This window comes from Kitasatospora sp. NPDC092948, from assembly GCF_044754805.1.
GTDB lineage: Bacteria > Actinomycetota > Actinomycetes > Streptomycetales > Streptomycetaceae > Kitasatospora.
In genome coordinates, this window is the sequence record NZ_JBIVPU010000022.1 from 1 (window position 1) to 24,300 (window position 24,300).

Consider the following 24,300-nt stretch of genomic DNA (forward strand, 5'->3'; position numbering starts at 1 on the left):
CTCTAGCCGATCCCCGCTCCGAAAAGCGAATCCGCCGCAATCTCCGAAAACGCGCACAGCAAATACGAACGGAGACGCGAAAAGGACGCGACCCGCCACGGATCAACTGGGTGGTTCTCGAGGATTGGCCGCCCCGGGACCGTCCACACAGATGCGTGTCCGGTGCTCCCTGCCGAGCGACTGGTGAACAGTACTCCAACTCCGTGCCCGAGACAAACATCCCTGCTGGCCCGGATGTCCCTCGAACGCGGCCCGGGTGCCCGAAGCCTCCGCCGGCGTCACAAGGCGGAGGCTTCGGACGTCCAGGCCCTGGCTTCAGGCCCTGGCTTCCGGTCCTGGCTTCAGGTCCTGGCTTCAGGCCTTCGCTGCGGCCCGCCGGGCCCGGATCGCGGCCTGCCGTTCGTCGAAGCGGGTCGCCTGGGTGGCCAGGCCGTCGAGCATCAGGCCCAGTTCCATCTGGGCCCGCACCCCGTCGGGGCCGAGCCCGCCCATGTCCATCACCTTGAGGTGGCGCAGGACGGGCATCAGCACGTCGTCGAGGTGGACGCGGAGGTTGTACACGCCGTCGACGGCGATCCGGGCGGCGGCGCGCTCGAAGCCGGGCATGCCGTGGCCCGGCATGCGGAAGTTGGTGACCACCTCGTTGACGGCCTGCATCGCCTGGTCGGGGGCGAGTTCGAAGGCGGCCCGGAGCAGGTTCCGGTAGAAGATCATGTGCAGGTTCTCGTCGTTGGCGACCTGTGCCAGCATCCGGTCGCAGACCGGGTCGCCCGAGGCGTGTCCGGTGTTGCGGTGCGAGATGCGGGTGGCCAGCTCCTGGAAGGCGACATAGGCGACCGTGTGGAGCGGCGAGTGTCGGTTGTCGGAGACGAAGCCGTTCTGCATGTGGGCCATGCGGGCCCGCTCCAGTTCCACGGGGTCGACGGCGCGGGAGGCGATGAGGTAGTCGCGCATGACCATCGAGTGCCGGGCCTCTTCGCTGGTCCACTGGTGCACCCAGGTGCCCCAGGCGCCGTCCCGGCCGAACAGGGTGGCTATCTCGTGGTGGTAGCTGGGCAGGTTGTCCTCGGTCAGCAGGTTCACCACCAGCGAGACCCGGCCCACCTCGGTCAGCGGCGACTGCTCGACCGACCACGGTTCACCGCCGAGCGGCCCGTCGAAGTCCCGACCCCGGCTCCAGGGCACGTACTCGTGCGGCATCCACTCCTTGAAGACCCCCAGGTGGCGGTTGAGCTCGCGCTCGACCACCTCCTCCAGAGCCTGCAGAAGTCGGGCATCGGTCCACCGGGCCGGGGAGGAGGTGCTGCTCACGGGTCCAACTCTCGATCGACGAACAAACCTACGGTGCCGTAGGTAACGCCACCGTAGGTTTGTCGCCCCGGCGGTGTCTGGGGCCGTTCGGCCCTAATTCGCGCCTGTCGGAGAGGCCGGAGCGGCCGGGGCTGTCAGGCATTCGTCGGCCGCCTCCTGCGACAGGGCCCGTGGCGGCAACGTCACGTCAGCAGCAGGGCGGCGTCCCAGTCGGGCGCCTCCCCGCCGCGAGGGTCGGACTGCGTGTCGGCGTAGGTGGCCAGGGCCAGGGCTGCGCCGGTGGCGCCGTCGATCAGGGCCGGGCTGTCCAGGTGTCGGGGGCCGGAAGCGGTGGGGACGTACTGGCGGTAGCCGAAGGGCGCGGTCTCGTCGAAGGCGGCGGCGAGTTCGGCGGCGGCGTGGTCCGCGGCCGTCCACAGGGCCGGGTCGTCGGTGGCGGCCGCCATCCGCACGGCGGTGTGCAGCAGACCGGCGCGGCCGTGGCACAGGCCGGGGTCGTCCGTCATCGTGCTCGGGAGCGGGCGGGCGAGTTCGGCGCGCATGGCGTCGCGGGCGCGGGCCTGGACCGCCGGGTCGGCGAGGGCGCGGCCGGCCAGGTAGAGGGACCGGGCGATGCCGGACGCGCCGTAGCACCAGCCTGCCCGGGGGGTGGCGGTGCCGGTGTCGTCGGCCTGGCCGGTCTCCTGCTCGTACGGGATCCGCGCGGGCCAGTAGGCGCCCGCCTGGTCCGTCAGCTGTCTGGTCAGGAGCCAGTCGGTGACGGAGCGGATCGCCTCGGGCCCGCCGGGTACCTGGACTCCGGCGCGGTGGGCGAGGGCGAGGAGCGCGAGCGGGCCGGAAATCCCGTGTGCGGCACCGAGGTTGAAGTCTCCGGACGGGTAGGCCAGCCGGTCGCGGTCGACGACGTAGCGCTCCGGCGCGCACCACCAGCCCGGTACCTCGCGACCCCGCACCTCGGTGGGTCGGGTCAGCCGGACGAGCAGGTGCAGCAGGTCGGAGAGGACTGCCGCGCTGCGGTCGTCGCCGGCGCCTGCGGCGGCCAGCAGGGTGCGGCCCCGGCCGGCGAGCCCGGCGATGACGTCGTAGTCCAGGTAGGACAGGCCCGGTCCGTGCTCGGTCAGTCGGGCGTCGAGCCCGGCGACCGCGGCCGCGGTGTGGGCGGCGTTCAACTCGGCGCTGCGGGCGAGCAGTTTGGCGTATCCACCGGTGAGGCGGGCGTGCAGCAGGGTGGGGAGGATCAGGTCGCCCGCCGCGGCCGGGCCTGCGGCGGGGGCGGAGCGGACGGCGGCGGCCAGGTGTGCGTGCGCGACAGCCGACCAGTCGGGCTCGCGCCGTGCCCGGACGACGTGCAGCAGGGCGATCCCGGGATGCCCGAGCAGGGTGGAGGCGGGTTGCCACCCGGGCAGCAGCAGGCCGGTCGGGGCGGTGGCGAATGCGCGTCCGGCGGTGTCGGCGACGTGCTGCGGGTCGCGGAGGCGCTCGCCGACCTGGTGGGCGACGGCCCGGGCGGTCTGCGCGGTCCGTTCGGCGGCCCGGCGGCGCTCGCGGTGCGGCGCGGGCGGGGTGCGGCGGATCTCGGGTGTGCTCATCGGCCGTGCCGCTTCCGGTCGATGCGCAGGGCCAGGGCCTCGCGGGCGATCGCGTGGGCCAGCGCCTCGTCGTCGGGGCGGGGGCCCAGGAGTCGGTTGCAGTGCAGGTGGGCGAGGCTCGTCGCGACGTTCGCCCGGCGGGTCGGGCCGGTCGTGGCGGTGGCCGTCGCGGCGCGCAGGCCGGTGAGGGCGTCCGCCCGTTCGGCCCACGGCCCGGCCGTCTCCGGCGTGAGCGCGGGTCGTGGGCGGCCGTTCGGGTCGAGCAGTGCGGCCACCGTCTTCTTGGTGTCCCGGTCGACGTCGCCGACCCGGGCGCGCACGGGCTCGCCGCTCAGCCAGGCGAGGGCCTCTTCGGGGGTGCCGAGGGCGGTGAGCAGGTCGAGCACGCCCAGCGCCGCGAGGGTCGCGCCCGAGTGGCCGAAGACGGCTTTTCCGGCGGCGAGTTGGGCGATCACCACCCGGCTGTCGGCGTGGAACACCCCGGTGGCGGCGTGGTGCGGGGCGGGGCCGCCGTAGCGTTCCGTCTCGGGGTCGTAGGTGTCCAGGACGAGCCGCCCGCCCAGTCCGGCGTCACGCAGGTGTTCCGCCCAGTCGTGGAGGCGGGGCAGCAGGGCCGTCCGGAGGTCGGCGGGTTTGCCGTGGAAGCGCAGCCGCAGGTGCGGGTCCGGGTCCGCGTAGCGGAGGAAGAACCAGTCGTTCACGCCGTCCTCGGCGAGCCGGGCGGGGTCGGTGATCGACGTCAACTGCCGGGCGAGGACGCCGTCCTGGCGCGCCTGCGGGACGTAGATCTTGGCGTACAGCCACTCCCCGCCGGGCAGGTGCGTGGTGGCGGCCCGGTCCGGCAGGAGGCGGGGGGCGGGCCGTCGTGGTGCGGTGCGGTTCGCGGGCTTCGGCTCGGCGAGCAGCGGGAGGACGAGTTCGGTGGCGTGCGGTCCGTCCGGTCCGGTCAGCCAGGTGCCGGGGCGGTCGGCGTCGAGGCGTTCCACGACGGCGGTTCCGGGGCGGGCGAGTTCTTCGGCGAGGACCGTCCGGTGCAGGGGCTGGTCGAGGTCGACGGCGATGCGGTGGTCCGCGCGGGTCAGCAGGACGTGTCGGGGCACGCTCCAGCGCTCGCGCCAACGTGCCACCTCCGCCTCCCGGTCGGGGCCTCCGACGGCTGCGGTCAGGGCGCGGTCGGGCAGCCAGCGTGCGGGGGCGAGCACGGTGCGGCCGTAGCTGACCCGGGGTTGGGCGGGGGCGGTCGACCAGGCGCCCCAGTTCCAGGGCAGGCACCAGTCCTGGCCCTCCTGTCCGAGTTCGAGGAGGAACCGGGCGAGGTGCGGGAGGTGGCCGCCGGCCGGGTTGAGCATCGAGTACGAGACCGGGCGGACGGGCTCCCCCGAGCGGGTGTCGGTGAGTCGGAGGCCGTCGAGGTCGGCGTGGACGGCGAGGTGCTCGACCGGCAGGTCCCGGGCGTGTTCCGTCGCGGCGGGGCCGACGCCCAGCGGGATCCGGTCCGGGAGCCACTGCGGGACGACGGCGACGTTGCCCGAGCGGATCGCGCGGGGCCGGTAGGCGACGGTCGCGGCGCGTTCCCCGGGCTCGGCGCCGCCGCCGGCCCGCCGGACGAACGCGGTGACGTCGGCGGCCCGTTCGCCCAGCAGGTGGGCGAACCGGCCGAAGGTGGCGCCCGCCAGTGGGGAGCCGGGGTTGCCTCCCAGGACGAGCCGGAAGTCGCCCGCGCACAGCGCGTCCCAGCTGTCGGCGAGGAGTTCGGCGCCGAGTTCGAGGGAGCGCGGCAGCCGGCGCTCCGTCGGCCCGGCCAGGTCGTTCAACGCCCGCTCGTCGAGCCGGACTTCGGGCACCGAGCCGGCGGGCGTCCGCCGGACGGCGGTGAGCAGGAGTTCGCCGAGCACCCGGTCCCGGGCGTCCGCCTCCGGGTGCGGGGCCGGGCGGGCGGCTGCCGTCCGGTAGGCCGCGGGGAGCCCCAACCCGCGTCCCTCGTCCAGCAGTTCGAGCAGCGGTACGGCCCGGTCGGTGCCGTACCGCTCCAGGAAGGCCTCGTGGTACTCGCGCAGGTGCGGGCTCCCGGGCCGGATCAGGGAGATCCGCCACAGGGCGTCGGCCGCCCGTTCGGCCTCGCGGGCGACCTCCTCCGGCAGGACGACGCGGGCGTCCAGGGCGAGGTCGGTCTGGATCAGGTGGTCGCTCGGGTGCAGCGCCGCCATCCGCTCGCGCGCCGCCGTGAGCGCGCGTCCCCGGTCGGCCGGAGCCGCGGCGTCCAGCTCGGCGAGGGAGGCCTGGACGCCGCGCAGGGCCGCGGCCGCCGGATGGCCGAGCCCGTCCAGCCGGTCGAGCATGTGGCGGAGCGGGTCCGCGCACTCGGGCGGCGGGGCGAGGTCGCTCAACAGGAAGCGGGTGCGGACGAGTTGGGTGATGGCGCGGTCGACGGCAGCCTCCCCCGCCCGAGGGAAGCGCTCGACCGTTCGGGCCAGCAGTTCCGACCGGTCGACGGGCTCGGCCGCGCACTCCAGCAGCTGCCGGACGGCCGGGCTCAGCCCGACCGAGTGGTGCAACTGGCTTCCGCCGTCGGCCTCGTAGACGTCGAGCAGCACCAGGCGGCCCTCGCGTTCGATCCGCAGGGCGTTGGCGACGAGCCGTCCGCCGCGGAGCACCGCGGGGTCGGCGAGCAGGGTGGTCAGCACGCTGTCCAGCCACCCGGCGTCGGGGCGGCTGACGGGCCGGTGGTCGGTGCCGAGTTCGGCGGCGGGCGAGGTTCCGAAGCCGGCGACGGCCACCCCGGCGAAGAGACCGAAGGGGGTCGCCCGGTGGGTCATCCGCAGGCGGTACTTGAGCAGCGAGACGGCGAGGCGGCGCAACCGCCGGGGTTTGAGCGGCTCCCCTGCCCGCACCCGGCGGGCCTCGGCCGCCAGGACGGGGCTCGCCAGGTCCACCGCGGCCATGAACTCCGGCTCGGATGCGAGGAGTTCGACCTCCGCCCGCAGGCGGTCCGGATGCTCGGGGTCGTCGGAGGCGGGGGAAGCGGAGGGCGCCCTGCCGTCGTCCGTTGGCAGCGGCAGGACGGCCGCGCGGAGCAGCGCCACTCCCGCCGATTCGAAGCCGGTGCCGCTGTCCGTCCGCATCCCGTCCATCCCGTTCCATCCGTCCTGTTCGTCCTGCCCGGCCCGTGGCGCGCGCCGGTGCCGGGCGGTGGGCGCGGAGTGCGCGCACCGCCCGGCGCCGGTCACCGGATCAGCACAGCCAGGAGGTGATCGGGCAGGACAGGCAGGTGCCGGTCAGGGTGAAGGACTTCGCGCCGGCGACGGCGCCCTCCTCCACGACGATCTCCAGGTCGAGGTCCAGGTCGAACTCGAGCTCGGCAGTGATGGTGCTCATGATGTCTCCCAGTGGGTGGGTGGGTGGGTGGGTTCGCCGGGAATCCGGCGGCCGGTGCACGCGGGTGCGCGCACCGGAGCTTCGGGAGGTCCGCCGCGGTACGGGCGGCGAACCGGTTCGGGTGGTGGGCCGGGTCGAACGGTGGGCCGGGGGTCGGGCGACAGGCCGTGCGGGGACGGCCGCGACCCGGGCAGAGCCGGGCGGGGCCGGGCGGGGCCGGGCCGTGCGGAACCGCCGCCGGGGCTCGCCGAGCAGCGGGCGCGGACCGGGCCGCGGCGTCGGCATCGGCGTCCGCGTCCGCGTCCGCGTCCGGGGCGATCGTGCGGACGCAGCCGGAGCGTCAGGCGCTCAGGGCGCCGGCTCCTTGATCTCGCAGAGTGCGGCGCCGCTGGAGACGGACTGGCCGACCTCGGCCTTCAGACCGGTCACGGTGCCGGCCTTGTGGGCGTTGAGCGGCTGCTCCATCTTCATCGCCTCCAGGACCACGATCAGCTCGCCCTCGGCGACGACCTGGCCCTCCTCGACGGCGACCTTGACGATGGTGCCCTGCATCGGCGACGCCAGCGTGTCGCCCGAGACCGCGGAGGCGGCCTTCTTCGCCCCCACCCGGCGCTTCGCCTTGCCCGCGCCGGCGCCCGCCGCCGGGGCCGACGCCACGCCCAGCGAGGACGGCAGCGACACCTCGATGCGCTTCCCGCCGACCTCGACCACCACGGTCTCGCGGCCCTCGGGCTCCTCGCCGTCGCCGCCCGCACCCGCGAACGGCGCGATGGTGTTCTCGAACTCGGTCTCGATCCAGCGGGTGAAGACCGTGAACGGGCCCTCGGAGCCGTGCACCTCGGGAGCGAACGCCGGGTCGGCGACCACGGCCTGATGGAACGGGATGGCGGTCGCCATGCCCTCCACCCTGAACTCCTCCAGGGCGCGCTTGGCGCGCTGCAGGGCCTGCTTGCGGTCGGCGCCGGTGACGATCAGCTTGGCCAGCAGGGAGTCCCAGGCGGGGCCGATCACCGAGCCGGACTCCACGCCGGCGTCCAGCCGGACGCCCGGGCCGGACGGCGGGGCGAACAGCGTCACGGTGCCGGGCGCGGGCAGGAAGCCCCGGCCCGGGTCCTCGCCGTTGATCCGGAACTCGAAGGAGTGACCGCGGACCTCCGGGTCGTCGTAGCCGAGCTCCTCGCCGTCCGCGATCCGGAACATCTCCCGGACCAGGTCGAGACCGGTGACCTCCTCCGAGACCGGGTGCTCCACCTGGAGACGGGTGTTGACCTCCAGGAACGAGATCAGGCCGTCCTGGGAGACCAGGAACTCGCAGGTCCCCGCGCCGACGTAGCCCGCCTCGCGCAGGATCGCCTTCGACGCCCGGTACAGCTCCGCGTTCTGCTCGGCGGTCAGGAACGGCGCGGGGGCCTCCTCCACCAGCTTCTGGTGGCGGCGCTGGAGCGAGCAGTCACGGGTGGAGACGACGACCACGTTGCCGTGCCGGTCGGCCAGGCACTGCGTCTCGACGTGCCGCGGCTTGTCCAGGTACTGCTCGACGAAGCACTCGCCGCGGCCGAACGCGGCCACCGCCTCGCGCACCGCCGACTCGTACAGCTCCGGGATCTCCTCCAGCGTCCGCGCCACCTTCAGGCCGCGGCCGCCGCCGCCGAACGCCGCCTTGATCGCGACCGGCAGACCGTGCTCGGAGGCGAACGCGACCACCTCGTCGGCGCCCGACACCGGGTCGGCGGTGCCCGCGACCAGCGGCGCGCCGGCGCGCTGCGCGACGTGCCGGGCGGTGACCTTGTCGCCCAGGTCGCGGATCGCCTGCGGCGGCGGGCCGATCCAGGTCAGACCCGCGTCGATCACGGCCTGCGCGAACTCGGCGTTCTCGGACAGGAAGCCGTAGCCGGGGTGGACCGCGTCCGCACCCGAATCCGCGGCCGCCTTCAGGACCTTCGCGATGTCCAGGTAACTGCCCGCCGGGGTGTCGCCGCCCAGCGCGTACGCCTCGTCGGCCGCCCGCACGTGCAGCGCGTCCCGGTCCGGCTCGGCGTACACGGCGACACTCGCGATACCGGCATCCCGGCACGCCCGGGCGACGCGGACAGCGATTTCGCCGCGATTGGCGATGAGCACCTTGCGCACTGTGGCTCTCCCGGGCGGGTTGTCGGCGGCGGCGGGTGACGGTGGGTCAGCGGTCCTTGTGCGCGATGATCAGCACGTCGTCGCGGGACTCGGCGAGGCCCACCGTCTCGGGGCGGAAGCCGGCCTCCTTCAGCCACGTGTGGCAGTCCTCGACGGAGTACTCGTGCCCGCCCGCCGACCAGACCAGCATGCTGAGGCTGGCGAGCAGCGCGAACAGCGGCGGGGTCTCGTTGCTGACCATCGGGTCGTAGATGATCACCGCGCCGCCGGGGCGCACGGCCCGGTACGCGCTGTTCAGCAGTCGCCGGCGGTCCTCGGTGCCCCAGTTGTGCAGGATGTGGCCGAAGACCAGCACGTCGGCCTCGGGCAGCGGGTCGGTGAAGAAGTCGCCGCCGTGGAAGGCGATCGGCTTGGCCGGGGCGAGCGCGGCCATGTGCTTCTGGAAGGCGCGGTCGAGCTGGGGCAGGTCGAAGACGCCGGCCTCCAGGTGCGGGTGGGCGTTCTGGAGGTGGTGGGCGAGGTTGCCGCGGGCGCCGCCCACGTCGACGAACGAGGTGTAGCCGGACCAGTCGAGGGCGGCCAGCCGGGCCGCGATCGGCGTGTTGAACATGTCCATGCTGTCGAGGAAGGAGTCGGTGGCCGACTCGTCCGCGTACAGCGAGTGGTACGGGTTGCCCTCGGTGGCGGCGAGGTTGTTCGGAAGGCCGGTGCGCAGCGAGCCGGCCAGGCCGTCCCAGGCGGGGTTCAGTTCGCGGTCGCAGAACTGGAGGTAGCCGCCGACGAATTCGGGCCGGCCGCGCACCAGGAATGTCGCGGCGGCCGGGGTGTTCCGGTATTTCCCGTCCTGGAGTTCGAGGAGTCCGAGGCCGGTGAGCGCGAGGAAGAAGTCGCCGGCGCCGGGCATGGCGAAGCCGAGGCGCTCGCAGAGCTCTTCGGCGGTGGCGGGCGATTCCGACAGCCGGGTGAAGAGGTCGGCGTCCGTCGCGGCCAGCAGGATCTTCGTCTGCCAGTAGCCGGTCAGGATTCCCATGACCTGGCCCGGGTTGGGCTCGGCGGGCGCTTGGGGGTTCGAGGCGTTCATGACCGTTGTCTCCTAGGAACGAATTTCCTACCGGTTGCGGAACTGCGGTCAATTCTTCCGGACGGGCGCAGTGTGGCCAAGGGCCGCAAATTCAGAAGTAGTTGAAGAAATGTCAGATCTATGTCATCCCGGGGTGCCCGCAACGACAAACCTGCGCCGGGCCGTTGGGCGGCCTGGCGCAGGTTCGGGGGTGCGGTCCGGGTGCGGTCCGGGGCGGTCAGTGCGCGGCGGGCGCGCCCTGCTCGACGGGGGCCACCTCTTCGACCGGGGCCGGCGGGGCCTCGACCTTGCCGGGCAGGAAGAGGGTGGCGACCAGCAGCACCGCGAGGGTGGCGATGGCGAACCAGTAGACGCCGTGGATGCCGCGCATGACGTCGTCGCCGCCGACGGTCTTCAGGATGACGGTGACGAGGGCGATGCCGATGCCGGCGCCGAGCTGGTTGAGCATGTAGAGGACCGAACTGCCCTGCGGCACCAGGTGCATGGGCAGGGTCCGGTAGAGCGAGCCCATGGTCGGCGCGCCGACGAAGCCGAGGCCGAGGCCCATGACCAGCGCAGCCAGCGAGGGCCAGAGTTCGAAGGTGTCGGCGCCGACCTGGGTGAGGGCGAAGCCGCCGAGGGCCGCGACGACGGCGCCGCCCTGGGCGAGGCCGCGGCTGCCCATCCGGTCGCTGAGCGCGCCGGCCATCGGCATGGCGAGCGCGGCGCCGAGGCCGACCGGGGCGACCAGGAGGCCGGCGACGAGCGTGCCGTGGCCGTGGGCCTGCTGGTAGTACAGCGGCAGGGCGAAGAGGCTGGCGAAGGTGGCCAGGCCGCTGAGGGTCATGACGGTGACGCTGGCGGTGAAGCTGGTGTTCTTGAACAGGCGCAGGTCGATCAGCGGCGCCTTGTTGCCGGCGCGCAGCGCGTGGGCGGCGTAGCCGATCAGCATCACGGCGCCGAGGATCAGCGGCAGCAGCACCTGCCAGACGGCGAACGCGCCCTGCTCGGCGGACTGGGTCATGGCGAGCACGAGGACGGCGAAGCCCGGGCCGAGCAGGGCGAGGCCGATGACGTCGAGCCGGACGCGGGGCTGCTCCGGGCCGGCCGGCTGGTCGGTGGGCACGACCTTGACGGCGAGCAGCAGGGCGATCAGGCCGATCGGCAGGCCGAGCAGGAACATCCAGCGCCAGCTGAGGCTCTGCAGGACCGCGCCGCCGGCGATCGGGCCGAGCACCGGGCCGAGCGAGAGGACGACGCCCATCAGGCCCATGACGCGGCCGGCGCGGGCCGGTCCGGCGGCGCGGGCGAGCAGCACGAGGACGAGCGGGTCGAGGATGCCGGCCGCGACGCCCTGGAGGGCGCGGAAGACGATCAGGCTGCCGACGTCCCAGGCGGCGGCGCACAGCAGCGACGCGGCGAGGAAGAGGGTGAGGCCGATCAGCCACATCCGCTTGCTGCCGAAGCGGTCCACCGCCCAGGAGGTGAACGGGATCATCGCGCAGACGGCGAGCAGGAAGCCGGTGGACGTCCAGCTGATCGTGTTCAGCGAGGTGCCGAACTCGTGGGCGAGGGTGCCGGTGGCGACGGAGGCCATCGTGCTGTTGAGGATGCCCAGAATGCCGCCCAGCAGAATCACGGCGATCATCCGCACGAGGGCGGGTTCGAGCCGATCGGCCCGGTCTTGGGACATAGCTGCTTCTCCGGTTGAGTATGTGGGTGTGCGCCGGGCTCAAAAGTTTTGAACCAACGGGTTCAATCTAATGGCCCCTCAGTTGGCTCCGCAACCAACTCGACCAGAGTTTTGAACCCATGGGTTCAACTTGCTGCCGCCCCGAGTACGATGACCGGGTGACCGAAGCGAGTACGACAGCCGAGACCGGGCGCAAGGCGCCGCGCGGCCGCATCGACAAGAGGGAAGCGATCCTGAGCGCCGCGTTCACGGTGTTCGCCCGCCAGGGCTACGCCAACGCGTGCGTGAAGGAGATCGCGTCCGAGGCCGGCGTCGCCAAGCCCACCGTCTACAACCATCTGAACGACAAGGCGAACCTCTTCCGCCAGGCCGTCCAGATCGCCGCCGACGAGGCGACGGCCCAGAACCTGGCCGCCGTCGAGCGCCTGGTCCCGCCCGGCGACGACCTGCGCGAGGCGCTCGTGTCCGTCGCCGAGGCCCTGCTGCTCTGCTACCGCAGCGAGCAGTCCTGGGCCCTGCGCCGGCTGCTCTACTCGGAGGTCGCCCGCTTCCCCGACCTGCTGGACACCGTCCAGGGCCAGGGGGCCGACCGGATCACCGAGGCGATGGCCGACCGGCTGGCCCGGCTGACCCTCTCCGGGCGGCTGAACGCCACCGACCCGGTCCGCGCCGCCGAACAGTTCATCGCGCTGCTCACCGGCCCGATGGAGACCCGCTCCCGCTACGGCACCCAGCAGGTCCCGATCGACGAGCTGAACAGCATGGCACGGGACGCGGTGGACACCTTTCTCAAGGCATTCGGCCACGTACCCGATGCGCCGGGGAGCCACACCTGAGTGACGCACGGGGCGGGTGAAACGTCAGGGGATTTCAAGAATTCCTGCAACTCCCGTGCGGCCGACACAGGTTGACGCAAACTCCGTTGACCGCGGCGCGGGCCGCGCGGCAGCGTCCTGACCTGTGACTACCACCGACTCCCCCACACCCGCCTTCCCCGCCGCCGCCACCGGCTGCCCGATGGACCCCGCGCCGTTCATGACCGAACTGCGCGAGGAGCGCCCGGTCTCCCGGGTCACGCTCTGGGACGGCAGCCGGCCGTGGCTGGTGACCCGGCACGCGGACGTCCGCCAGGCGCTGCGCGACGCCCGCCTGAGCTCGGACGTCCGGCGGGCCGGCTTCCCGTTCCTCTCCGCGGCCCAGGCCGAGGCGATCGGCGAGGCGCTGATCACCTTCATCCGCATGGATCCGCCCGAGCACACCCAGCAACGCCGCATGCTCACCTCGGAGTTCATCGTCAAGCGGATGGAGGCGCTGCGCGTCGAGGTCGATGCCACGGTGGACGCGCTGATCGACGCGATGGTGGCCGCGGGCCCGTCGGCGGACCTGATGGAGGCCTTCGCCCTCCCGCTGCCCTCGATGGTCATCTGCCGGATGCTCGGCGTCCCCTACGAGGACCACGGCTACTTCCAGCACCGCAGCCAGCTGGTCCAGGACACCACCGCCACGCCGGAGCAGGTGAACACCGCGCTCGGTGAACTGGCCCAGTACCTGGCCGAGTTGGCGGGGAAGAAGGACGCCGAACCGGGTGACGACCTGATCAGCCGGCTCGTGGTGGAGCAGGAGCGGACGGGCCGGCTGACCCGCCACGAGGTGGCCGGGATGGCGCTCAACCTGCTCATCGCCGGCCACGAGACCACGGCCAACCAGATCGCCCTCGGGGTGGTCGCCCTCCAGTCCCACCCGGGGCAGTGGGAGAAGCTGGTGGCCGACCCGTCGCTGATACCGGGAGCCGTCGAGGAGATCCTCCGTCACCAGTCGATCATCCCGACCGGCCTCCAGCGCGTCGCCCGCGAGGACATGGAGATCGGCGGGGTGACGATCCGGGCCGGCGAGGGCGTGCTGCTGCAGACGTCCACCGCCAACCGCGACCCGCGCGCCTTCGACGACCCCGACCGCCTCGACGTCGAGCGGGAGGCCCGGCACCACGTGGCCTTCGGCTTCGGCGTCCACCAGTGCCTGGGCCAGCCGCTGGCCCGCGTCGAACTCCAGTCCGCGCTGGCCGGGTTGGTCCGCCGACTGCCGGGGCTCACGGTGGCCGCGCCGGTCGAGGAGCTGGACTTCCGGCACGGCGGCAACATCTTCGGACTGTTCTCGCTGCCGGTGCAGTGGTGACGGCCGTGGCTCTGCGCATCCTCACCGACCGCGAGAAGTGCTGCAGTTCGGGCCAGTGCGCCGCCGCGCTGCCCGCCGTCTTCGACCAGGACCCCGCCGACGGCCGGGTCGTCCTGCTGCGGGCGACCGTCCCCGCCGAGCTGGCCGGCGCCGTGCGGGAGGCCGTCGAGTGCTGCCCGACCGGCGCCATCACCACCGAACCGGTCGACTGACGGCCCCTCGCACCCGAGCGCCCGAGCGCCCGAGCGCCCGAGCGCCCGAGCGCCCGACCACCGACGACCGCCCGAGCACCGACGACCGCCCCACCGGCGACCGACCACCCGAGCGACCGACCCGCCGGCGACCACCCGAGCGACCGACCACCGGCGACCGACCACGAGCGAGCGGAGACTCCCGTGACCGAACTCATCGCGCTGAGACCCGCGCCCGTCCTGCGGAACGCGCGGCTGCCCACCCTGACCGGGATGCGCGGTATCGCCGCCTTCCTGGTCTTCCTGTTCCACATCTCCACGTCGGGCCTGTTCACCAGCGCCCGGGTGAACCACGACGTGCAGTTCGCCGTCAGCCGGGCCGGAGACCTCGGCGTCTCGTTCTTCTTCGTGCTGAGCGGCTTCGTGCTGGCCTGGTCGGCGCGCCCGGACGACACCCGGCGTGCCTTCTGGCGCCGGCGGGCCGCCAAGGTGCTCCCGAACCACTTCGCGACCTGGGCGCTGGCGATCGCCCTCATGCTGGCCACCGGCATCGCGCCCTCGCCGTTCGAGACCATCCCCGACCTGGCCTCGGTCCACCACTTCCTGCCCAGCCTGGCCAGCCTGCTGCTGGTGCAGTCGTGGATCCCCGACCTCGGCTACGCCGTCTCCGGGAACCCGGTGAGCTGGACGCTCGCCTGCGAGCTGCTGTTCTACCTGAGCTTCCCCTGGCTGTTCGCCGCGATCTCCCGGATCCGCCCGGGACGGCTGTGGGCCTGGGCGCTCGGCACCGTCGCGGTCGTCTTCGCCGTCCCGTTCGCGGCGGCGCACCTGCTGCCCGGGCACCCGGCACTGGCCTGGAACCCGGCCGTCTCCAACTGGCACCACTACGCGGTGTCGTCCTTCCCGCCGGTGCGGCTGCTGGAATTCGTCCTGGGCATCCTGATGGCGCGGATCGTGCTCTCCGGCCGCTGGATCCAGATCGGGCTGCTGCCCGCGACGCTGCTGCTCGTCGGCGGGTACGTCGCCGCGCTCAACGTCCCGTACCTGTACGGGGTCACGGCCGTCACCGCGCTGCCGCTGGCCCTGCTGGTCGCGGCCGCCGCGGCCGGCGACGCCGCGCAGCGGCCCGGCGTGCTCTCGGGCCGGACGATGGTGTGGCTCGGCGAGATCTCCTTCGCCTTCTACATGGTGCACATCGGCGTGATCGCGTACGGCCGTCAACTCATCGGCCCCACCCGGACGTTCTCGGTCCCCGCGGGCATCGCGGTGATGGCCGCCTGCTGCGCGGTGGCGACGCTCCTCGCCTGGGCGCTGTACCGCGCGGTGGAGCAGCCCGCGATGCGGCGCTTCGGCCGGGCGGGCCGGCGGGCGGCGCCGGCGGGGAACCGGTCGGCCTGACCGGGGATGCAGGTGTCGGAGGTCTTGGTCCGGGCGCTCCGGTCCCGCAGCTGCGGGACCGGAGCGCCCGGCTGCCTACCAGGCGACGGGCAGGGCGCGCACGCCGCGCACGGCGCGGTTGGTCGTCCACTGCACCTCGTCGGCCGGTATCGCGAGCCGCAGCCCGGGCAGTCGGCGGACCAGCGTCGCCACGACCGTCTGCAGCTCCAGGCGGGCCAGCGGCGCGCCCAGGCAGTGGTGCGGGCCGTGGCCGAAGGTCAGGTGCGGCACCGACTCCCGGTGGAAGTCGATGTCCTCCGGGTGGTCGAAGACCCGCTCGTCCCGGTTGGCCGAGGCGTTCTGGGCCACCACGGCGTCGCCGGCCCGGATGGTCCGCCCGCCCAGCTCGACGTCCTCCAGCGCGACCCGGGTGAAGCCGAGCCCGCCGACGCTCGACTCCAACGGGGTGTGGCGCAGCAGTTCCTCGACCGCGTTCGGCACGAGGCCGGGGTCGGCCACCAGCTGCTCCCACAGCTCGCGGCGGCCGAGCAGGGTGTAGAGGAAGTTGCCGATCTCGTTCGCCGTCGTCTCCTGACCGGCGATCAGCAGGTTGACGCCGAGGGTGACGAGCTCGTCCTCGGAGAGCCGGTCCCCCTCGTCGCGGGCCTGGACGAGTTCGGAGAGCAGGTCGGCGGCGGGCTCGACGCGGCGTTCGGCGATCAGCTTGGCCAGGTAGGCGTCGAGGGCCGCGTCGGCGGCCATGATGACCTCGGGGTCGTCGGCGGACAGCGCCACCGACTGCTCCAGCAGTTCCTTGAGTCCGTCGCGCTCGTCCGCGGGCACGCCGAGGATCTCGGCGATCACCCGCAGCGGCACCTGCCAGGCGAGCGCACCGACCAGGTCGGTGCCCGGGCCGGCGGCGACCACGTCGTCCAGCAGGCCGTCCACGATCGCCTGGATGCGTTCGCGGCGTTCCTTCACCCAGCGCGCGGTGAAGGTGCGGGCGACCAGGCGGCGCAGCCGGGTGTGCTCCGGCGGGTCCAGGCTGGGCAGCGAGGCGTCCTGCTGGTCGGGCAGCGGCAGGGTGCGGGCGATGTCGCGCCCGGCGGCGGCGGCCCGGCTGAAGCGGGGGTCGGCGAGCACGGTCTTGACGTCGGCGTGGCGGGTGACCAGCCAGGCGTCGCCGCCGTAGCGCAGCGTCACTCTGGTGACGGGGTCGGTCTCACGCAGCCCGGCGTACTTCGGATCCAGGTCGAGTCCGTCGGCAGTGAAGTCCGCGTGGTGGAGCGGGCAGGCGGGGCGCCGTTCGCTCATGGCTGGGTACCTCCTCGTGGTTCCGGATGGTTGCGGCGGCCGCCGGGCCTGCCGGCGAGCCGTGGTGCGCCCGGTGGGCGGGAGCGGCGGCGCAGGACCGAGGGCCGGGGAAGCGTGGTGCGGGCCCGCGGTGCGGCGGGCGAACGCGCCGGTCCGGCCGCGGCACTGTGCAGTGCCGACGGCCGGACCGGGGCCGGCGCCGCACCTCGGGGGTCGGTGCGGCACGTTCGTGGGGCCGGAGGGGGTCCGGCGGGGTGGTGCAGGTCAGCGGTTGAGGAGCTCCTCGGTCACGCCGTCGAGCCGCTTGGCGGCCTCCTTGCTGAACAGCTCCGGGTGGTCGACGCGGATCCGGCGGCCCTCGACGAAGGCGCTCAGCGGTTCGGCCGGCGGGTTGTCGATCGCCTCCAGGATGGGCGCGACGGCCTGGGCGACCGGCTTGCCCATCCGCTTCATCGCGTCGACCTGGATCGCCGTCTGCGGGTCGTAGGCGCCGGCGAAGCTGGTCGCGGTGGAGCCGGGGTTGACCAGGATGTAGCGGATCCCGCTCGCGCCGTGCTTCTCGGCGAAGGAGACGCCGAGCAGGTCGTTGCCGCGGCCGGCCTGCATCTGGGCCGCGATGCCGTTGTATCCGCGCTGGAGGTACAGGTCGTTCCAGTAGATCTCGGGCTTGCCCACGCCGGGGCCGGAGACGTTGACGACGACCGGCGCGGCGGCGGTCTCCAGGCGCTCGACCAGGCCGTGGCTGAGCAGGTAGCGGCTCAGGTACTCCAGGGCGAAGGTGTTCTCCAGGCCCTCGGAGGTCTGTGCGCGGGCGGAGCGGAAGTACCGGGCGCAGAGCACCAGGACGTCCACGGTCGCGAACCGGTCCGCGATCTCGCCGATGACGCGCTTGTTCTCGCTGATCAGGCTCAGGTCGGCGGCGATGAAGGCCGCCCGGTCGGCGGCGCCCAACTCCTGGGCGGCGGCCAGGAACGCCTGGCCCTTCTCCTTGCTGCGACCGAGGACGACGACGTTGTCCCCCCGCTCGAGGTGGGCGAGCGCGAGGCCGCGCCCGATCCCGTCGTTACCGCCCGTGATCACAACGTTCTTCACCGAGAGTCTCCTCGCGCATACCTGGATGTGCTGGAAAAAGGCCGTCGTCGGGAGTGCCGGAAGGCTAAGTCCTCAACCGATGACATCACTCAAGCTATGCCCGCTCCACTAAGATGTCAACAAGCGATGATTAAAGGGAGTTACCGATGACCCAGCCCCGCAAGCGCAACCGCGCGGCCACCACCGCCGGTCTGCTGGCCGCGGCCCGGGCACGCTTCGCCCTCCTCGGCTACGACGCCACCAACGTCCGCGACATCGCGCAGGACGCCGGCGTCGACGCAACGCTGATCTTCCGTTACTTCGGTTCCAAGCAGCGGCTGTTCGAGGAGGCCCTCGCCCCGATCGACGACCAGGACGACCTCCCGCCGGACGGCGAGCCCGAGGACATCCCCACCCGCCTCCTGCACAGCACCATGCGCCAGGACAGCGTCGACCACCCGCTGATAGCCCTGCTCCGCTCCTCCAGCCGCGAGGAGTGCCGCGAGCGCCTCAACACGCAGCTGTACGACACCTACGTCAGAAACCTCGAAGGCCTCCTCGACCAGCCCGACCGCGAACTGCGGGCGGAGCTGCTCACCGCCTGGCTGCTCGGCATCAACGTCGCCCGCACGATCGCCCACACGCCGGCCCTCTCGAACGCCTGCGTCGACGACATCTCGCCCTTCTTCGACCAGGTGACGGCCGTCCTGCTGGGCTCGGGAAGCGCCCTGAAGCCCGCCGGGGCCGAGCAGACCGCCGGCACGGCGGCGGACGGGCAGGTTTGACGCGGCGTTGACGTTTCCCTGACGCTCCCGCACCGACCTGACGATTCTTCACACAGACCTGAACGGCAGGTGGTTGGCCCGCCTCGGCCCCGCCCCGGAGGATTGGTGCACATGCCCGTGCCAGCTTCCAGGTCCGAGGAGTCGCCGATGTCCCCCACCCCGACCGTCCGTCCGGAATTCGCCCGTTCCGACGTCGACGCGGTCCTCGTCGGAGCGGTCGGCGCGGGCGGCGCCGACCGCCGGCAGACCGTGGCGGACGCCGTCGTCGAGCACTGGCGCTCCGTGACGTGGCCGGAGGGCCTGGTGGCGCTCCACTGCTTCACCAGCACCCACAGCGACGCCGTTCTGACGTACGAGCAGTGGTCGTCCGAGGCCGCGCTGCGCGCCGCGCTGGCGGACCCGGCGAGCATCTCGCGCGCCAACCCGGGCTTCGCGCTCGCGACCGGCCCGTGCCCGGAGCCGGTCGCCTACCGCCGCCACCTGACCGTCCGCGGCACCGCCGTCGGCGACCCGCCGCCGCCCGCCGCCAGCTTCCCGGTCGCCGCGTTCCCGATGGCCGACCGGCAGACGGCCGAGCAGTGGATCGAGGACCTGCTCAAGTCCGAGGAGCGGGCGGCCGGCAAGGACCGCGCCTACCCGGGCGCGATCGCGGCCAACATGCACATCGGGCTGGACGGGCGGAGCGTGCTGATCTTCTCCGAGTGGATCACCGAGCAGCAGGCCGTCGCCCACATGGAGGTGCTCACCAAGGTCATGCTGGTCGACGTCGGCAACCAGGAGGACGAGCTCGGCGCCCTGTACGCCCACCACGCCTCCGTCGTCCTCGGGTCCTGACACCCGCGGCAGCAGGCCGGTGCCCGTACGGAACGTCCGTACGGGCACCGGCCTTCGGGCGCGCTCACCGCACGCGGTCGGCGCGCACGCTCCGGTACAGGTGGAAGCGGCGGAACCCGATCGGGCGCACCCCGGGGATGCTGGTCGAGATCCGTCGCGTCGTCACGTGCGTCGCCCCGGCGAGGAACTCGTCGTGCGCCCGGTCGGTCGTCCACTCCGCGTAGTTGAGCACCCGGGTGCCGTCCCGGCTGACGTGGAAGTTGGCGGAGAGCATGCCCGGGTGCTGGGCGGCCGGCAGTTCCTCGATCGAGTCGGCGATCGAGTTGACGATGAACCGCTGGCGGTCCGGGCCGTCCACGTCGAAGGTCGCCACGATCACCGTGCCGGGCGCCCGGCCCGAGGTGTCCAGCACGATGCTGCGGTGCAGCCGGTACTCCACCGCCTCGGCCGCGGCCCGGCCGCTCAGCCGCCCGAGCAGCGCCCGGTACGCCCCGGCGTCGGTGCACTGCGCGTACGTCAGCACGGTGTCCCCGTCGGTGCCCAGGTAGCAGCTCAGCGCGAGCACGCCCGCGGGCCACGGGGTGGCGGTCCACGCGTCGACGACCTCGCGGAGCGCGGCGAGCCCGAACTCCCGGTCCGGGACGTACCAGTGGCTGACGAAGACCGCGGCGTCGTCGGGCCGCCGGACGTCGGGCGGGTCCAGCGTGGCCGCCGGGCTGGTGGTGGTCATGAGGGCAACTCCTTGTTCTCGAGGGATGTTCAGCGCTCGTACGGCCGCTCGGCGCGGGCGGCGCGCAGCGCCTCGCCCCACCACACGAGCCGGTCGAGCATCACCTTGGCGGCGGCCTCCGCGTCCTCGCCGACGCCCGGCGCGCCCTGTGCGCCGAACGCCTCCCACGCGTTGTGGAAGCTGAGCGACTCCCGCACGGACAGGCCGTGCAGCTCCGCGAAGACCTGCCGCAGGTGCTCGACGGCCCGCAGGCCGCCGCTCATGCCGCCGTAGGACACGAAGCCGACCGGCTTCGCCGCCCACTCGTCGAAGAACCAGTCGATCGCGTTCTTCAGCGCGGCGGGGAAGGTGTGGTTGTACTCGGGCGTCACGACCACGAAGGCGTCCGCGGCGGCGAGTTGCGCACCGAGCCGGTCGCGCACCGCCGCGGTCCCGGGCGACGGCTCCCGCCCGGGCTCCGGCATGACCAGCGGCAGCGGGTGGTCGAGCAGGTCGACGACCTCGACCTCGACGCCGGCGTGCGCCCCGGCCTGCCCGACGAACCAGTCGGCCACCGCCGGGCCGAGGCGTCCGTCGCGCACCGAGCCGACGATGACGAGCAGTGAGAGGGGAGGAGTCACAGTGTCCGAACCTTTCCGTTCAGTGGGAGGGAGTCGGGGCCGGCCGGCGCAGCGCGGTGAGCGCGACCAGCAGGCCGAGCGTGGCGACGCCGAGCAGCAGCGACAGCGCCGCGCCGGCGCCCCGGCGGTCGAGCAGCAGCGCCGTCGGCGGCAGCACGAGGACCGCGCCCAGTTGCACGGCGGCCTGGTAGAGCGGCACCGCCACCGGCCGGTCCGGGACCGCGACGGTGGCGGTGGCCTGCATGTTCAGCGCCGCGAACGCGAAGACGAAGCCGATGCCGACCAGCAGCAGCGCCGGCAGCATCCCGGCCGCGTACGACCCGGCCGGGTGCCACCGGTACAGCGCGCAGCCCGCCACCGGCGCCAGCGCCCCGAGCGCGATCGGCCGGGCGGTGCCGAACCGGCCCACCAGCCGTCCGGCGAACGGGACGGTCACCGCGAGCGGCACGCACGCGGGCAGCAGGCCGAGGGCGGTCTGCCAGGGCGTCCAGCCGAGCCGCTGCTGGGTCTGGAAGACGACCAGGACCAGCAGGCCGTGGTACGTGGAGTTGAGCGCGGCCGCGCCCAGGGCCGCGCGCAGCAGCGAGCCGTCCCGGAGCAGCGCGGCCCGCAGCCTCGGCGGCCGGGTCCGGCCGCGGTCGCGCGGGATCAGTCGCAGGCCGGCCAGCAGCAGCACCACCGCGACGGGTGCCGGGAACAGGAACGTCCAGCGCCAACTCGCTTGCAGGAGCAGCCCGGAGAGCAGCAGCCCGGCGGTGAATCCGGCCGCCCCGAACAGCGAGTAGACGGTCACCGCCCGGCGCTGCTGCGCGCCCTCGGGGAAGGTCGTGCTGATGATGGCGAGCCCGGTGGGGGCGGTCAGCGCGGCGCAGGCGCCCTTGACCGCGCGGGTGGCGATCACCAGCGCCGCGCTGCCGGTCAGTCCGCCGACCACCGAGGCGGCGGCGAACAGCAGCATCGCGCCGAGGTAGGAACGGCGGCGGCCGAACCGGGCGTTGAGCCTCGGGCCGAGCAGCAGGAGTGCCGCGAAGCCCGCCGCGAAGCCGCTCATCACCGCCTGGACGGCGGGCAGGCCGAGCCCGAGGTCGGCGCCGATCCGGGGCAGCGCGGCCAGCACCACCGACACCTCCAGGGCGTCGAGGATCATGTTGCCGGAGAGCGTGAACAGGATGGCCCACGACCGGCGGTCCCAGCGCTCGGGCGCCGCCGCCGGGGCGGGCCGCGGGAGCGGGGTGGCGGCGGCCGTCATGACGACAGCAGCGGCGGCAGCTTCTCGCTGACCAGGGTGAGGTTCTCGGCGACCAGGTCGTCCGGCATGCCGGCGATGCTCGCCCAGAAGATCAGGTGCTGCACGGGCAGCCCGGCCGTCATCTCCTTGATCTGGGCGGCGGCGTCCTCCGGGGTCAGGATGCGCAGTGCGCCCCAGGGGGCGTCGGAGGTGCGGTTGCGCAGGTCCTCGGCCTTGATCAGCGGCGGCTTGGGCCGGTCCGTGCCTTCCACCGAGAGCTGCTGGTAGGAGTTCAACTGGTGTGCCAGGTACGGCGCGACGCGGTGCCAGGCGCGGTCCGGGTCGTTGGAGAGGATGATCGGCAGCAGGTCGGAGACCCGGGCGGTGGCCGGGTCGTGGCCGCCCTCCTCCAGGCCGGCGCGGTAGTGCTCGAACTTGTCGCGGTTGATGTGCAGCAGGCCGATGCCCAGCTGCCCGGCCAGACGGGCGCCGCGCGGGCCGTAGAAGCCGCCCCACAGCGGCACCGGCTGCTGGATCGGGCCGGGCGTGATCGCGCCCTCCTCCCAGAGCCGGCGTATCTCGGCGATGTGCTCGCCGGTGCGGGCGAAGCGGGACTTGAACTCGGTGTCGAACAGCGCGTACTCGGGCACCCGGTAGCCCGCGCCCATGCCGAGTTCCAGGCGGCCGCCGCTGATCAGGTCGACGAGGGCGGCCTCCTCGGCCAGTTGGGCGGGCTTGCGCAGGGCGGGCAGCAGCACCGAGGTGCCGATGCGGGCGCGGCGGGTGCGCGCGGCCGCGGCGGCGGCGAAGGTGAGCGGCTGGGGCAGGTAGCCGTCCTCGAAGAGGTGGTGCTCGGTGAACCAGAGGCCGCCGATGCCGCGCCGGTCCGCCTCCTCGCACAGCTCCAGGGTCTGGGCGTAGTGGTCCGCCCAGGGGCGCTGCCACTCCTGCGGGTTGCGCAGGTCGAAGATCAGGCCGACGTCCATCGTGGGGTCCTCCATTGGCTTCGGTGGTATCGGGGTTCTCAACGGGCGGCGTGCCAGGTGCGCGGGCCCTGGAAACCGGGGGCGCGTTCCGGTCGGCGCCAGCCGGCCCGGGGCAGCCGTCCGCCCGCCTCGGGGCCGGCGTCGGCCGCGGCGGCCAGCCGGGCGAGCAGGACGACGGTGAGCGCGGCGAGTTCGTCGCCGTCGGGGCTGCCCTTCTCGACGCGCAGGATCGGTTCGGGCCGGGGGTTCACTGCGGCGGGTTCCCGTGTTTGCGGTGCGGCAGCCCGGCGTCCTTGGCCCGCAGCATGGTGAGCGAGCGGATGAGCACCGACCGGGTGTCGCGGGGGTCGATGACGTCGTCGACGAGCCCGCGCTCGGCCGCGTAGTAGGGGTGGACCAGTTCGCGCTTGTACTCGTCGATCTTCGCGGCCCGCATGGCGTCCGGGTCGTCGGCGGCGGCGATCTCCCGGCGGAAGACGACGTTGGCCGCGCCTTCCGCGCCCATCACGGCGATCTCGTTGCCCGGCCAGGCGAGCGCGATGTCCGCGCCGATCGAGCGGGAGTCCATCACGATGTACGCGCCGCCGTAGGCCTTGCGCAGCACGACGGAGATCCGCGGCACGGTGGCGTTGCAGTACGCGTACAGCAGTTTCGCGCCGCGCCGGATGATGCCGTCGTGCTCCTGGTCGACGCCGGGCAGGAAGCCGGGCACGTCGACGAGCGTCACCAGCGGGATGTTGAAGGAGTCGCAGAACTGGACGAACCGCGCGCCCTTCTCGCTGGCCTTGATGTCGAGCACGCCGGCCATGGCCGCGGGCTGGTTGGCGAGGATGCCCACCACCTGGCCGTCCAGCCGGGCCAGTGCGCACACCAGGTTGGGCGCCCAGGACGCGTGGACCTCCATGTGGTCGCCGTCGTCGACGATCTCCTCGATCACCGTGCGGACGTCGTAGGAGCGGTTGCCGTCCGCGGGGACGAGGTCGAGCAGCGCCTCGCCGACCCGGTCCGCCGGGTCGGTGCCGACCGTCACCGGCGGGAGCTCCCGGTTGTTGGAGGGCAGCAGCGACAGCAGGTAGCGCACCTCCGCCAGGCAGGACTCCTCGTCGTCGTAGACGAAGTGCGCCACGCCGGACACCCCGGCGTGGACGTCCGCCCCGCCGAGGCCGTCCTGGGAGACCCGTTCCCCGGTGACGGCCTGGACGACGTCCGGGCCGGTGATGAACATCTGGGAGATGTCCCGCACGGCGAAGACGAAGTCGGTGAGCGCGGGCGAGTAGGCGGCGCCGCCCGCGCACGGGCCGAGCATGACGCTGATCTGCGGGATGACCCCGGACGCCCTGGTGTTGCGCTGGAAGATCCCGCCGTAGCCGGCGAGCGCCGAGACGCCCTCCTGGATCCGTGCCCCGGCGCCGTCGTTGAGCGAGACCAGGGGCGCGCCGGCGGCGAGCGCCAGGTCCATGATCTTGTGGATCTTCTGCGCGTGGGCCTCGCCGAGGGCGCCGCCGAAGATCCGGAAGTCGTGCGCGTACACGAAGACCGGTCGGCCCTCGACGGTGCCCCAGCCGGTGACGACGCCGTCCGAGTGCGGGCGCCGGAGCTCCAGGCCGAAGCCGGTCGCCCGGTGCCGGCGCAGTGCCTCGATCTCGGTGAAACTGCCCTTGTCCAGCAGGAGTTCGATCCGCTCGTGGGCGGTGAGCTTGCCCTTGGCGTGCTGGCGTTCGGTGGCCGCGGGATCCGCTCCTTCGCGGGCCAGCTCCTTCAGTCCCCTCAGTTCGGTCAGCCTGTCCAGCCCGGCCGCCGGTGCGGGTGCGGTGGTCATGTCCCCTCCCCGGTC

The 24,300-nt window shown here is 73.3% G+C and carries 21 protein-coding genes; 6 read left to right on the top strand and 15 right to left on the bottom strand.

Features of this window, described 5'->3' with window-relative positions; all coding sequences use genetic code 11:
• Positions 1-354 precede the first annotated feature (354 nt).
• From ACIQF6_RS34575 to ACIQF6_RS34605, 7 genes are all read right to left on the bottom strand, one after another.
• Entirely contained in the window at positions 355-1,311 is a 957-nt protein-coding gene (locus tag ACIQF6_RS34575; RefSeq protein ID WP_400902424.1) for an acyl-ACP desaturase, read from the bottom strand.
• Positions 1,312-1,493: 182 nt separating this feature from the next.
• Positions 1,494-2,900: a lanthionine synthetase C family protein gene (locus tag ACIQF6_RS34580; protein WP_400902427.1), complete on the bottom strand. Its 1,407-nt coding sequence runs from the start codon at positions 2,898-2,900 to the stop codon at positions 1,494-1,496.
• Complete coding sequence (locus ACIQF6_RS34585; protein ID WP_400902430.1) at positions 2,897-6,031, bottom strand: lantibiotic dehydratase; 3,135 nt, start codon at positions 6,029-6,031, stop codon at positions 2,897-2,899. Before ACIQF6_RS34585 ends, ACIQF6_RS34580 begins: the two co-directional genes overlap by 4 nt.
• 100 nt (positions 6,032-6,131) lie before the next feature.
• Positions 6,132-6,275: a hypothetical protein gene (locus ACIQF6_RS34590; RefSeq protein WP_400902433.1), complete on the bottom strand. Its 144-nt coding sequence runs from the start codon at positions 6,273-6,275 to the stop codon at positions 6,132-6,134.
• A 348-nt stretch (positions 6,276-6,623) separates the two neighbouring features.
• Positions 6,624-8,405: an acetyl/propionyl/methylcrotonyl-CoA carboxylase subunit alpha gene (locus ACIQF6_RS34595; protein ID WP_400902436.1), complete on the bottom strand. Its 1,782-nt coding sequence runs from the start codon at positions 8,403-8,405 to the stop codon at positions 6,624-6,626.
• A 46-nt stretch (positions 8,406-8,451) separates the two neighbouring features.
• Positions 8,452-9,486 (bottom strand): methyltransferase, encoded by a 1,035-nt coding sequence (locus tag ACIQF6_RS34600; protein WP_400902438.1) that lies wholly within the window; start codon positions 9,484-9,486, stop codon positions 8,452-8,454.
• Between the two features lie 217 nt (positions 9,487-9,703).
• Entirely contained in the window at positions 9,704-11,158 is a 1,455-nt protein-coding gene (locus ACIQF6_RS34605) for a DHA2 family efflux MFS transporter permease subunit (protein WP_400902441.1), read from the bottom strand.
• Between the two features lie 158 nt (positions 11,159-11,316).
• Here ACIQF6_RS34605 and ACIQF6_RS34610 point away from each other — a divergent pair, with 158 nt between their 5' ends.
• From ACIQF6_RS34610 to ACIQF6_RS34625, 4 genes are all read left to right on the top strand, one after another.
• Complete coding sequence (locus ACIQF6_RS34610; protein ID WP_400902443.1) at positions 11,317-11,994, top strand: TetR/AcrR family transcriptional regulator; 678 nt, start codon at positions 11,317-11,319, stop codon at positions 11,992-11,994.
• A gap of 124 nt (positions 11,995-12,118) precedes the next feature.
• Entirely contained in the window at positions 12,119-13,330 is a 1,212-nt protein-coding gene (locus ACIQF6_RS34615; protein WP_400902445.1) for a cytochrome P450, read from the top strand.
• Between the two features lie 5 nt (positions 13,331-13,335).
• On the top strand, positions 13,336-13,542 hold the full coding sequence (locus ACIQF6_RS34620; protein WP_400902448.1) for a ferredoxin: 207 nt from the start codon (positions 13,336-13,338) through the stop codon (positions 13,540-13,542).
• Between the two features lie 183 nt (positions 13,543-13,725).
• Complete coding sequence (locus ACIQF6_RS34625) at positions 13,726-14,919, top strand: acyltransferase family protein (RefSeq protein ID WP_400902450.1); 1,194 nt, start codon at positions 13,726-13,728, stop codon at positions 14,917-14,919.
• Positions 14,920-14,994: 75 nt separating this feature from the next.
• Here the strand turns inward: ACIQF6_RS34625 and ACIQF6_RS34630 are convergent, their stop codons facing one another.
• Positions 14,995-16,212 (bottom strand): cytochrome P450, encoded by a 1,218-nt coding sequence (locus ACIQF6_RS34630; protein ID WP_400902453.1) that lies wholly within the window; start codon positions 16,210-16,212, stop codon positions 14,995-14,997.
• Positions 16,213-16,476: 264 nt separating this feature from the next.
• Positions 16,477-17,304, bottom strand: coding sequence for an SDR family NAD(P)-dependent oxidoreductase (locus ACIQF6_RS34635; RefSeq protein ID WP_400902455.1), 828 nt, complete (start codon positions 17,302-17,304; stop codon positions 16,477-16,479).
• A gap of 146 nt (positions 17,305-17,450) precedes the next feature.
• On the opposite strand from ACIQF6_RS34635, the gene ACIQF6_RS34640 reads away from it, so the two are divergent.
• Both ACIQF6_RS34640 and ACIQF6_RS34645 read left to right on the top strand, forming a co-directional pair.
• Positions 17,451-18,068 carry a TetR family transcriptional regulator gene (locus tag ACIQF6_RS34640; protein ID WP_400902457.1) on the top strand — a complete coding sequence of 206 codons (618 nt, stop codon included), beginning with the start codon at positions 17,451-17,453 and terminating at the stop codon, positions 18,066-18,068.
• 147 nt (positions 18,069-18,215) lie between these two features.
• On the top strand, positions 18,216-18,902 hold the full coding sequence (locus ACIQF6_RS34645) for a hypothetical protein (RefSeq protein WP_400902460.1): 687 nt from the start codon (positions 18,216-18,218) through the stop codon (positions 18,900-18,902).
• Positions 18,903-18,966: 64 nt separating this feature from the next.
• Here ACIQF6_RS34645 and ACIQF6_RS34650 read toward each other — a convergent pair whose 3' ends face one another.
• From ACIQF6_RS34650 to ACIQF6_RS34675, 6 genes are read right to left on the bottom strand one after another with little or no spacing between them, the layout of a single operon-like run.
• Entirely contained in the window at positions 18,967-19,632 is a 666-nt protein-coding gene (locus tag ACIQF6_RS34650) for a hypothetical protein (protein WP_400902463.1), read from the bottom strand.
• A gap of 29 nt (positions 19,633-19,661) precedes the next feature.
• Entirely contained in the window at positions 19,662-20,252 is a 591-nt protein-coding gene (locus tag ACIQF6_RS34655) for an NADPH-dependent FMN reductase (protein WP_400902466.1), read from the bottom strand.
• Positions 20,253-20,271: 19 nt separating this feature from the next.
• Positions 20,272-21,501: an MFS transporter gene (locus ACIQF6_RS34660; protein ID WP_400902469.1), complete on the bottom strand. Its 1,230-nt coding sequence runs from the start codon at positions 21,499-21,501 to the stop codon at positions 20,272-20,274.
• Entirely contained in the window at positions 21,498-22,481 is a 984-nt protein-coding gene (locus tag ACIQF6_RS34665) for an LLM class flavin-dependent oxidoreductase (protein ID WP_400902472.1), read from the bottom strand. The genes ACIQF6_RS34660 and ACIQF6_RS34665 overlap by 4 nt, the downstream gene beginning before the upstream one ends.
• Positions 22,482-22,504: 23 nt before the next feature.
• Positions 22,505-22,717, bottom strand: a complete 213-nt coding sequence (locus ACIQF6_RS34670) for an acyl-CoA carboxylase subunit epsilon (protein WP_400902475.1) — start codon at positions 22,715-22,717, stop codon at positions 22,505-22,507.
• Positions 22,714-24,285: an acyl-CoA carboxylase subunit beta gene (locus tag ACIQF6_RS34675; protein WP_400902477.1), complete on the bottom strand. Its 1,572-nt coding sequence runs from the start codon at positions 24,283-24,285 to the stop codon at positions 22,714-22,716. The genes ACIQF6_RS34670 and ACIQF6_RS34675 overlap by 4 nt, the downstream gene beginning before the upstream one ends.
• Between the last annotated feature and the right edge of the window lie 15 nt (positions 24,286-24,300).